We start from the raw sequence: 11,773 nt of genomic DNA, 5'->3' as shown, positions 1-11,773 counted from the left end.
GTACTCCCACTTTGTTGTTTTAGCCCCTTACTAAGCTCAGACCTTAAATTTATCTACTAATAACTTTAAATCTTCGGCCATGATAGCAAGGCTCTGTGCATAGTTGTTTATTTCCTCTGTGGAAGCTAGCTGTTCTTCCGTTGTCGAAGAAGCTTCTTCGGATTGAATTGCATTAATCTGAGCAAGTTTTGAAATTTCATCTGCTGAAGAAGTGACTTCTGTAACACTTGCCGTAATCTGTTCAGTCGTTGCGGTGATTTCTATAATTTGTGGCGTAACATTTTTTGCACTGTCTAAGATTTTAATGAACTTGCTCGCAGTCTCCTCAGAGACTTCAAGACCTTGTTTCGCGTTTTGCATCACAGTATTCATAATTTCTACAGCTTCAAAACTATCCTGTTGGATTCCTTCTATTAATGTACTGATCGTATGTGTCGCTTTCTTAGATTGTTCGGCTAATTTTCTAACTTCATTTGATACGACAGCAAATCCTTTTCCGTGCTCACCAGCCCTAGCTGCTTCAATCGCTGCATTTAATGCTAATAAGTTCGTTTGCATAGCAATTCCATTAATCACATCCAATATGCTGCTAATTTCTTGAGAACGATTGGACAGAGAGTTTATAACATCATTTGATTGTTTCACAGAATCATAAATAGAATGCATTTGTTTTAAATTCTCTTCAACATATTGATTGCCTTCCTCTGCCTCCATAGATGTTTCTTTTGATAACTCAGATACATTGTTTGTACGTTCAGCAATATAACACATACCTGTCTTTATTTCTTGTAAGGATTGCGTGTTATATGCAATTTTCACTTTAGTATTTTCGGCACTGTTTGCAATCTCCTCGATGACAGAAGCAACAACTTCGGCAGCACAGTTCGTTTGGTTCGCTCCTGCCTTCAGATCTACTGCCGATGTGGCTATCTTCTCAGAATTCAACTTAATTTGGCCTATCATGTCACGGAGATTATCGGTCATTTTTTCAAAAGAATCGTTTAATATATATAATTCATCTCTGCTTTTGATACGCAGCTTGTCAATTGAAAGGTCTCCCTGAGCTACTAATTGAACAACGCGACTTAGTTTTCCGATTGGACGTGATATAAGCATGGAGATGGTCACCCCACAATCAATCGCAATGATCGTAGCAAAAACACTTACAATGAGTACTTTAAAAATTCCGCGACTGGATTCAGCTTTGGTCTGAGTTATTGCGGCATCTACTTGTCCAGTCAACATGGAATATAAATCTTGAGACTTATTGTAGATTTCATAACTTAATGGAAGCACATTCTTTTGTTCTTGTTGTAATGAGAGCTGTTTATTTTTTGTTGTTATATCCATAACTTTATTAGATTCTATCCTAAACTTCTTATTCAAACCTTCAATTTCACTTAATATCTGAATAGTTTCTTGTTGTGAGGTCAAAGATCTGCCTTTATTTATGAGAAGGTCAATATCCGAATTTGCTGTATTTGTATACTCTCTCATATCAGACGTTTCATACATCATGTACCCACGAAGGGAACCATTTTGCATATGTGATGCCGCTTGTATACTTTGTGAAATGGATCTTAGTTCAAGAGCATTACGAATTACATAATCATAGGATTCAGATGTCTTTTTTGCATTTGTATAAGAAAACCAAGACGCAACTCCGAAAATGAGAGAGACAAGAACAAAACTTCCGATAAGTTTTTGTTTAATAGATAATTTCATGATGGAGACAGCTCCCTTATATCGGATAGAATATAGTATTTGAACACATCTCAATATTACGAATTTTATTTTTTATTGTCAAATATAAATTAAAATTTTATTTTATTTAACATTTAATATATTTTTATTTCAATCATTGCTCTTTTAAATTGCGTCGTTTTCTTAATGCTAAGATACCATCCGATATGATAACGATAACTAGCATCCCCCCAATTACGACGTTTTGCCACTGCGGTTGAACTTCAAACAAATTAAAGCAGTTACTGAGTAAGGAAGTAAAAATAACACCAGACATGGCTCCAATAATAGAACCTCTTCCACCGGCCAGGCTTGCTCCACCAATGATGCAGCTTATAATAATACTCATATGCATTCCTTGCCCCATATACCTGTTTGCCATTTCATATCGAGCTGTGGATAAAATCCCTGCAAATGCGGATAATGTTCCGCTTAGTATAAAAGCCGTCATTTTTATTCTTTTCACATTTAAACCCAATAGACCCGCCGCTTCGGAATTTCCTCCCAAATAATACAAGTTTCTACCCATTGGCGTGTAACGAAGCAATAACTGAGTAACAATTACAAACACAATCATTATCCAGAAGATGTAGTAAATTCCAAATAATTGACCGGTTCCCAATTGGATAAATCCTTCTGGGAAATTTCTATATCCTTCTCTTCCCTTCCCCACCAGTAAAATTTCTGAAACCCCACGAACCATATACATCATTCCAATGGTAACTATTAAATGATTGATTTTGGCATATGCCACTAAATATCCATTTATTAAACCTATAAAAACTCCAGCTAAAATGCCAATTAGAATGGATAGCGCGACCGAAATACCTTTATCAAGCAGCATAGCGGTGATGACGCCGCTTATACTCATAATAGATCCAACTGAAAGATCAAACCCTCCTGTTATTAACAGAACCATCATACCAATGGCTATAATGGCTGTCGGTGCAATTGCAGTCTGTAAAGAATCTAAGTTAGCGGTAGTAAAGAAAAAGGGACTGAACACTACAAGGACGATTATAAGTACGGCATTGATGGCAAATGAAGCAAATTCATATTTTTTATAGATGGCATCCATAAATAGTAATCCTCCTATTCCAACTAATTAACATCTTGTCACTTTGTAATTCTATGAAATTGAGTATCTAAAAAAACGGAAACAATTAAAATTAAACCGACAATTACCTGTTGAATAAAAGGATCAATTTTAAAAATAATCATCGCGTTAAAAATAACAGCCAGGAAAACCAAACCTAAAACAGATTTTAGAATACTGCCTTTTCCGCCGAACAAGCTAGCTCCTCCTACAACGGCTGCGGTTATCATAAGAAATTCCAAATTGACGCCTGTCGTAACATCTGCGTGCATTATTCTTGAAGTAGCAAGAATACCTCCGACCGATGCTGTAAAGCTGGAAACTGCGAAAGTGAGAATTTTAATCTTTTCTGACTTGATACCGTAAATCCGGGCTGTTTCATTATTAGCACCCACATAGTACATTTTTTTGAACAATGTCGATTTTTTAGTAAGAATCTCAAGAATCACGACTAGCACAATCATAGATTGAATGGTCCAATGGATGCTCCCTACTCGAAAAGTAACGAAATGTCTATAACTATCTGGAAAAGAATAACCCTGAAGCGTTCCGATTAGAAGCCAATTAACGCCTTGTATGATTGTCATCATACCAATAGTAACCATCATGGAATTCACTCTAAACTTAGTAACCATAAACCCCGACACTGCTCCTAATAAGCCACAAAAAAGCATAGTTAATATAACTGCAACAATAAACGGCATATTCCATTTGATCATTAAAGCCCCTGCTAAGGTTCCGCTAAATCCATAAACAGCCCCTACTGACATGTCTAATTCGCCCATTATCATTAAATATGTAAAACCGATAATGGCAAAATACTGAATGGATACCCCAAACATTACGGAATAGATATTGTTGTATGACATAAAACTGCTTGTTGTAAAAGTAAGTACTATACAGAGGATAATCGTTAGCAAAACTATAGACAATGCGCCTGCATCAAATTTAGGTTGGACTGTATTAAGTGCCCTTATTGTTTGCTTGTGACTTTCAGTAGTCATTTTTCCCTCTCTCCCATCTTTTTTTACAATGCTGCGTATGACATAATTTCGTTTTCATTAATCTCATTACTCTTGAGTTCACCGCTAATCATCTTTTTCCGCATAATAATAACTCTATCAGCCAGACTAATTAGTTCCGGAAGATCCGAGCTAAAAACTATCATACTCATGCCTTTCTTAGCATGATTAATGATAAATTTATGAATTTCACTTTTCGCCCCAACGTCGATCCCCCTCGTAGGCTCATTAATAATAAAGCATTCTGGTTCATTTCCTAAGCAAATAGACAACATGATTTTTTGTTGATTACCGCCACTCAAAGTTCCTGGCCTCGTCCAAATAGACGAAATAGCAATAGAAAACTCTCTAATGAATCGGGTCGTATGTTCTTTTAATGCCTGAACATCCAAAAATGAATATTTTGAAAATTCCCCTAACACAGGTAATGACATATTATCGATAGCTGGCATTTGTAACAAAAGACCTGCATTCTTTCTATTGCCGTTAAGATACAGGATTTTTTGCTCAATTAATATTTCAGGTGTAACTTTATCTAATTTCTTCCCTTTATAAAAAAGATCTCCATGGTCTCTGACTTCAAGTCCAAAAATCATGCGCGACAATTCGTTAGTCCCTGACCCCTCTAAACCATAAAAACCTAGAATCTCACCTTTCTTTAGATTAAAGCTTACATTTTGGATGGAACCCTTCTTAGTAAAGTCTTTTACTTCGAGTATCGTTTCTTTCGATTCCAGTTCATCCTCATAGACTTTTTTTACATATAAATCCCCACTTAGCTCCCTTCCAACCATCTTGCTTATTAGAGCATTTTCTGTTAGATTCTCATCGTTCTGAAGAGTACATATGTATTCGCCGTCTCTTAATACTGTGATTCTATTACTTAAATCAAGTATTTCATTAATTCTGTGGGAAATATAAATGATGGTTAACCCACTGTCTCTGAGCAATTTCAAAATGGTTACAAGTCGTTCAGCTTCTTCCTTATTCAAACTCGAGGTCGGTTCATCCAGCATGATTATTTTCTTTTTAAGACTTATTGCTCTTAAGATTTCAACCATTTGTTGTTCGCCTAGCGTTAAAGATTCCATCTTTTGGTCGGGCCTAATATTTAATTGAAAAACATCTATTTTTTTTTGAGCTTCAAGTATCAAACGTTTCTTATCAATGATGCCCCATTTGTTTGTGAAATTACTGTTAGGAAAAATATTCTCTGCTACTGTCATATTTTCGAATACAGCCAGTTCTTGATGTACCATGGAAATACCAAGTTTCTGTGCATCCTTCGGTGTAAAGGCATCTACTGGCGTTCCATCAATAATAATGGAACCACTATCCGGTGCTTGCTCTCCCATAATGATTTTGATTAGTGTGCTCTTTCCAGCACCATTTTCACCCAATAAAGTATGTATTTCTCCTTTTCTGATGGAAAATGAAATTCCTTTAAGTGCTTCAACCGCACCGAAACGTTTGGCAACTTGATGTATAACTACAGTTTCTTCATTTGATTCACTCATTTCTATAATCCTCTCCTATTTAAAAGTAAGGGTCAGGGATCTGAATATCTTAGATTCCTGACCCAATTTTTACTGGTAAAGCTTTTCTCCCTTAGGAAAACGAGGCAAGTTATTATAAAGAAATTCTTCTACATTGTTTTTATCAATAACAACCGTATGTTCGTACATAGTCTCTGGTATGATGTTAACCATGGCTTTTGCATTGTCCCTGGAAACAGGAACATTTTTTAATCCGATACTTTGATCATTATAGGCTTCTAGAAGTAAAATGGACATATAAGCATCGGTAGCGGTTTTATTAATAATGGATGAGCGTATTAGACCCTTTTGGATATATTCCACAGTACCCGACTCTCTATCATGAGTCACAACTGCAACATTTTTAGGGTTAATATTTAGTTCTTCCATAGCCGAACCGATTCCAGTTCCTGAACTTGAATCTAGTCCAACAATAGCTGTTAGATACTTAAAGTTATTGAATGCTGATTTAGCAGCTTCTATTGCGCTTTCTGTATTCGCTTTATCATCGACTTTACTTAATAACTGCCAATTTGTATCTTTTAAACCGTCCATCAATCCTCTAAACTTCTCATCCGTATTGGAAGCTCCCCAGTTTCCAAGAGCAACTAGACTACCCGAGTTACCTGCTTGTTTAATTAGCTCTTTTGCTGTATCTATGCCGGATTGATAATTATCAAGTCCAATATATGTCATTACCCCAGCATCCGGGACTGTCGATGTCATTGCGATGACAGGAATTCCTTCTTTCATCGCACGCTTGATGGCAGGTACTTCCGCAGAGTCCCATAAACAGGTAATTATCCCGGCAGGTTTTTTTGCGATTGCTTGCTCTAAGGCTTCTGAAGCAGCCTTGCTATCGAATCCATCCGGTCCCATTTTTACAATCTTTACGCCAAATTTTTCTGCCGCATATTTGAATCCTAGATGCGCATCAATCATATAAGGATGTGCTTGAAACCCTGAAACGAAGTAATATACCCGTTCTTGAGAAGATTTCGGTGCAGATTCTGATTGAACTTCCGTTTTCACTGCTGGACTACTTTCACAGCCTGTCGCAGCCATCAAAACGCCTAGTGTTAATACGATGAGTCTCACATAAAATTTCTGATTTTTCATAGATCAACCATCCACCTCATTTCGATAATTAAGGAAGTATATTTATTGTAATCGCTATCATTTACAATAAAACTAAATATGTTTGATAACTCCTGCATCTATGAGAATATTATTACCATTAAGCCCGCTATTAGCAGCTGTCGATATGACAGTCATGGCAACTTCTTCAACCGTTAGAAACCTTTGTAGTAATGATCCTGAATCTGTTCCATGCTCATAATAATTGATTTGTGCCTGCTCTAGTGTAATCCCTTCTTTTTTTGCAATGGTTTCTAGGTAATCTAAAACACCAGAATTCATCGTTGCTGCTGGCAATATACTATTTACTGTTACTCTAGTACCTTTAGTCATTTCCGCTAATGCTTTAGTCAATCCTAAACAAGCAGACTTCGTTGTGGAATAGTGTGACATATCACTATTAACTCTGATACCAGCCTCGCTGCCAATATTAATAATTCTCCCTGAATTAGCCGCTAACATATCGGGAAGTGCTCTTCTAGATAATCTAACTATGCTCATCACATTCACATTAAAGATATGAAACCACTCTTCGTCACTAATATCAACGAAGGGCACTACGCCATAAATTCCAACATTATTCACTAAAACATCTAAACTCCCATCTTTCGTTGCCTCATCATAAAGGTTATTTGCGCCCTCCAGGGAACTAAGATCAGCTGCAATTCCACTCACTCCCACATTAGGATAAAGCGAGCTCAATTCAGTAACAACCTCGTCAACTCTCTCTTTCCTTCGGCCGTTGATAATTACATTCGCTCCTTCTTCAAGGAACGCTTGAGCGATTGCATGTCCAATACCTAAAGTCGAACCGGTAACTAAGACTCTTTTTCCAAACAAACCCGTTTTCAAAGTAAAACCCTCCCATAAAAGTTGTTTTTTTGATTCAAATTCAGTAAATGCCTAATAATTATTGCAACAGTACCCACTTTCAAGTAAGTTATCTTACTTTCCAGTAACAATTGCTGTTTTAGGGCAACCTTTGACACTTACTTCAAGAGATTTCCTATTAGAAATGTTTTTCCGCCCATTGCTGTATCATATCTAATGCAATAAAAAGCTCCTTGCCCGCTTGTGTAAGACTGAATTCAACCCTTGGCGGAACCTCAGCATAAACTTTCTTTTCAATCAACCCGTCTTCTTCGAGATCTTTTAAGTTGTCATTAATTACTTTCTGAGTAACACCTGTCACGTTCCGCTGCAATTCTAAAAATCGTTTCGGACCATCGTTTAAATGACAAAGAATTACTGCTTTCCACTTGCCGCGGATTAGCTCCATCCCCATGTCGAGATGACATAAATATGCCTTACCCTTATATGTGAGCATCCTTCACTTCCTCCTTGAGCATTAACTTCTTAAAAGATAAAGACGCCTCAATAAAGATGTAAACTGCAGAACAGTATCACCTGAGACGTCACTTCAATAAAATTATAATTTTTTAAGTTTTTAATCGGTTCTTGCTTGCCGGCAATTGCTCTAAACTAGCTATAACAAACCCAACATTTTTAATCCGTTGAATATCCCGTCTTCCTCTACATCTGTTGTAACTAATTTTGCCACATCTTTTACGGCATCCGGCGCATTTCCCATTGCTATGCCGTTACCTACATATTGAAGCATCTCGATATCATTATAAGAATCTCCAAATGCATATGCTTCTTCTTTTGAGAAGCCTAGTCTATCAATACATCTTTCAATTCCATAGGCTTTTGATCTACCAGTAGGAATCGCATCCATGGCAACCTCATGCCAACGTACAAAATGCAGATCTGGAAATTTATTCTTATAGAGCATTTCATCTTCTTTTGTACAAAATAATATGCACTGAAATATGTCCCGATCAATATAATAGTTTGGTTGATGAACTGGAGAAGACATTTTTAGGGATCTAAAACATGTGTCAACATAAACATGCTTATCCATTGTTGATCTTAACTTCTCATGATCTGCATACACCAACGGATGCTGCAGATGGTCAGCATAATTTTTTAAAGTATGAATTATCTCTGATTTTAAAGGGTTACTATATATAACCTCTCCTTCAAGTACAACGTATTGACCATTAATACTGACAAATGAGTTTACACCCAGTTCTATTGCAAGATTTTCAAACATGAAAGGAGAACGAGCCGTTGCGATTGCAACTACATGTCCTGCCTGTTTGAGCAGCTGAACAGCCTTTTTAGTTGAATTTGGAAGCCGTTTCTGATGATCCAGTAGAGTTCCGTCAATATCAAAAAAAATGATTTTATTTTTCATTTCCATTTTCCTTTTTTGGTGAATGATGCTCAATGTGAAACTACTCGAATCTCAAAAAATACTAAAGCATCATCTCGTTAATGCACTTTCTTCCAATACGTCATTATTACTACCATAAACCTTTTTGATATGCAGTTCTCCCCAATGACATAAAGTATCTAATACACTCTTCAAGCTCCATCCATATACACTAAGTTCATACTCTACTTTTGGTGGAATTTGAGTATAACAAATTCGATTAATAATTCCGTCATTCTCCAACTCTCTTAGTTGTTGAGTTAGCATCTTCTGTGTAATACCGGGCATTGCACGCTTTAATTCAATCGTACGCTTCTTTCCATGAGTCAAGTGACAGAGGATGACACATTTCCACTTTCCACCTATCACATCCAGCGTTGCCTCAACAGAAACATTAAATTTTTTTCTAGCCATAACTCCTCTCCTCTCCTCTCACGTCAATTAACTTGTGAACACCTTCGAAGCTAATAAAATAAAACGAGATAAGAGTATACCCAATAAGAGTCTTCAGATTTTGATTAATAGCAATATCTCCTTATCCGTTTATTTCTTTGGTTTGAACCAACTTATTAATGAAAGGATCAATGCAGCCACGATCAATGTACACGGAAGGGTCCACGGATATTGTAGTAAAATACTTGATTCCCAGGGAAAGTGTATTCTCATTAACACTCACCTCTTTTTCAATTTACTAAAGCCTGAAAGCATAAGAATTAATGCGGGTAGAATAATGTATAATGGAACTACAATTATATTGGTTATATCTCCTACCCATACTTGTATGTGGTCAGATAAATTAATTGCCATTGTCATAGCTATTAAATAAGCCGATAATGTCACTACCCAAATTGTTATACGATCATTCACCGAGTAGGTTAAATCACGTATACAAATAACTGCAGCAAGCATGTAAACGGAGATTTTAATAAATGCTGTGCACATAAAGTACATAGCCCCAAAAACCTCCATATTCTCTAAGAAATTGGCGACACTTGTCAGCTTTAGTATTGTGAATGCAGGAAAAATCATTTTTTTAAATAGGCTCTCGCCTAGTGCTGCGATGGAAATCACATCAAAAAAGACAAAAAATAAGCCTGCGAACAGTGCCGAACCTACGCTTACCCTCCCCAAATTTTCTTTTTTGTTTAACAAACACCAAAATACACAGACCGCTAAACTTTCACCATATGTTGTCGTAATCCCAACCGGCCAAACATTTCTCAATATCCTCCCGTAACCTTCAGCAAACATAGGTTTCAGATAATCGCCATGCAAGCTTCCGGAGGCCAAAAGTACAATCGCTTCAACCAAGATAAATATGACTATTGATGGTAATAGAATACCCGCTATTCTTAATAGTACCTCTGGACCTGCGAACAAGAGATACATGATTAACAACATGAGAACACCGATAAAAAACCAATCAGGTGTTTTGGGAAGCAGTGTAAGTGGGAGCAAAAATCTGAGATCACATATAATACGTGAGGCAGTATATACGAAAAAGAGGGGGTAAAGCCATGCTATCGGTGTTCCAACCCATTTACCAAGCCAATTTGGAAACCATTTTACTGGAGATGCATAGGCATTTATTTTGGAGATTAATACATAGCCAGCTATAAGACCTCCACCAATCAAAGATGATATCGATGCGGTTATCCAGGCATCACGTCCTGACTCAGACCCATATCCGAAAATAACTGTTGTTCCAAATTGGAATAAAACCATTAGCGAAAACAGTTGGTAAGACGAGATCGTAGTCATCTCATTCCCCCCTTTGTCCGTCTTTACCAATCAAACCTGTCTGGACAATTTGCACTTTTGCATAAACGTCAACTTGAATGTCAGAGAATAATGTATCCCAATCTGGGGCGTAAGCATTCCAGATTTGCGAATTTTCTTGAAACAACGTTTGACCAAGCCCCAAAATATCGGAATGTTGTTGTTTCTGTATCTTCTTACAAAGCATCTCGACTCTATCCTTAACCTCATTAGCGAATAAGTTGCTGACTATCTTCTTATTATCAATTAAATGCAAGTCAAGATTTGATGTGTTTTCCGAAATTTTAAGCGATGTCGTAAGAGCAACTTCAATTTTCTCTAAAGCCCCATTCTGTATCGTAGGAGAGATTTTACTTTTCAAATTTTCAAATTCCCCACTAACATATCCACCACCAACATCTTGTGGCAGATTTACAGTGACAACTCCATCATGCATATCATTTCGAACCCACAGCAAAGCCATTGCTTCCTTTTCATCAAGCCGACCAACTAATCGATCGCCCTTGAAAACGGCTGTGCTTCTTGAAACAATCAGGTTATTTAAATCTGACTCTTTTCCTGCTGAAGGAACAAACATGATTTGTGGGATATATGCTTCCTGCCCCTCTTCCATGACCATGTTATAGAATCTGCCAAGTGTGATAAAGTTTAAATGGCTCATTTTCAACTCTGCTTTCATGACCTCTGAAGCCAACTTTTCAAATTTAGGCTTAAATTTAAGTACATCAGACGCATCTGATTTAGAAACCATAATATTGCTCCTAATTTGCGATTGCCGATTACGCATAAAGAAATCAAGAGTTGGCAGGGTACCATTTTTCGCAAGCCGCTCACCTAAGACAATAACACGATTATGGGAGAAAAAAATTTTGCGCGGAAGTTTTCTTTGTAATTTGTCAAAAGCCTCCATCACGGATCTAGCCTCTTCTGAGACCACCCAACCCGACGAAGCTTCTAACTTAGAGTCTGCTCCTCCTCCACCGGCTGAATTTCCAATAAGCCGTGGGACGGCTAAAAGCAGAGTCACTTTTATGAAATTACGATCTATCAAGTCAACTCCAATAGCATTCACAATGGCGATATTATCGACTTCTGTTCTTCCCCAACAGCCAGTAAGCAATAGAAGTAAGGTTAATATATTGAAAAGTCGCTTGATATGATTAATCATTCAACATTATCCTTT

At 37.1% G+C, this 11,773-nt stretch carries 11 protein-coding genes; all 11 read right to left on the bottom strand.

Translation table 11 applies throughout. The annotated features are described in order from the left end of the window. Nucleotides 1–36: 36 nt before the first annotated feature. Entirely contained in the window at nt 37–1,725 is a 1,689-nt protein-coding gene (locus AC3WTJ_RS02165) for a methyl-accepting chemotaxis protein (RefSeq protein ID WP_492520357.1), read from the bottom strand. A gap of 133 nt (nt 1,726–1,858) precedes the next feature. Then, nucleotides 1,859–2,821 (bottom strand): ABC transporter permease, encoded by a 963-nt coding sequence (locus tag AC3WTJ_RS02160; protein ID WP_492520356.1) that lies wholly within the window; start codon nt 2,819–2,821, stop codon nt 1,859–1,861. A 38-nt stretch (nt 2,822–2,859) separates the two neighbouring features. Continuing rightward, on the bottom strand, nt 2,860–3,843 hold the full coding sequence (locus AC3WTJ_RS02155; RefSeq protein WP_492520355.1) for an ABC transporter permease: 984 nt from the start codon (nt 3,841–3,843) through the stop codon (nt 2,860–2,862). Between the two features lie 23 nt (nt 3,844–3,866). Continuing rightward, nucleotides 3,867–5,378 (bottom strand): sugar ABC transporter ATP-binding protein, encoded by a 1,512-nt coding sequence (locus AC3WTJ_RS02150; RefSeq protein ID WP_492520354.1) that lies wholly within the window; start codon nt 5,376–5,378, stop codon nt 3,867–3,869. A gap of 69 nt (nt 5,379–5,447) precedes the next feature. Then, nucleotides 5,448–6,515 carry a substrate-binding domain-containing protein gene (locus AC3WTJ_RS02145; RefSeq protein ID WP_492520353.1) on the bottom strand — a complete coding sequence of 356 codons (1,068 nt, stop codon included), beginning with the start codon at nt 6,513–6,515 and terminating at the stop codon, nt 5,448–5,450. Nucleotides 6,516–6,587: 72 nt separating this feature from the next. Continuing rightward, entirely contained in the window at nt 6,588–7,385 is a 798-nt protein-coding gene (locus AC3WTJ_RS02140) for an SDR family NAD(P)-dependent oxidoreductase (protein ID WP_492520352.1), read from the bottom strand. Nucleotides 7,386–7,542: 157 nt separating this feature from the next. After that, a complete protein-coding gene (locus AC3WTJ_RS02135; protein ID WP_492520351.1) occupies nt 7,543–7,860 on the bottom strand; it encodes a winged helix-turn-helix transcriptional regulator in 318 nt (105 codons plus the stop codon). A 159-nt stretch (nt 7,861–8,019) separates the two neighbouring features. After that, nucleotides 8,020–8,793 (bottom strand): Cof-type HAD-IIB family hydrolase, encoded by a 774-nt coding sequence (locus AC3WTJ_RS02130; RefSeq protein WP_492520350.1) that lies wholly within the window; start codon nt 8,791–8,793, stop codon nt 8,020–8,022. Nucleotides 8,794–8,862: 69 nt separating this feature from the next. Then, the gene (locus AC3WTJ_RS02125) at nt 8,863–9,225 is read right to left on the bottom strand and encodes a winged helix-turn-helix transcriptional regulator (RefSeq protein WP_492520349.1); all 363 of its coding nucleotides are present in this window, start codon (nt 9,223–9,225) and stop codon (nt 8,863–8,865) included. Between the two features lie 258 nt (nt 9,226–9,483). Continuing rightward, a complete protein-coding gene (locus AC3WTJ_RS02120; protein ID WP_492520348.1) occupies nt 9,484–10,572 on the bottom strand; it encodes a GerAB/ArcD/ProY family transporter in 1,089 nt (362 codons plus the stop codon). Nucleotide 10,573: 1 nt separating this feature from the next. Next, nucleotides 10,574–11,758, bottom strand: a complete 1,185-nt coding sequence (locus AC3WTJ_RS02115; RefSeq protein WP_492520347.1) for a Ger(x)C family spore germination protein — start codon at nt 11,756–11,758, stop codon at nt 10,574–10,576. Nucleotides 11,759–11,773: the final 15 nt, after the last annotated feature.

The organism is Paenibacillus sp. FW101-FHT12H11 (assembly GCF_058790355.1).
The sequence above is the reverse complement of the archived record's forward strand: the minus strand, read 5'-3'. Positions and strand labels throughout refer to the sequence as shown.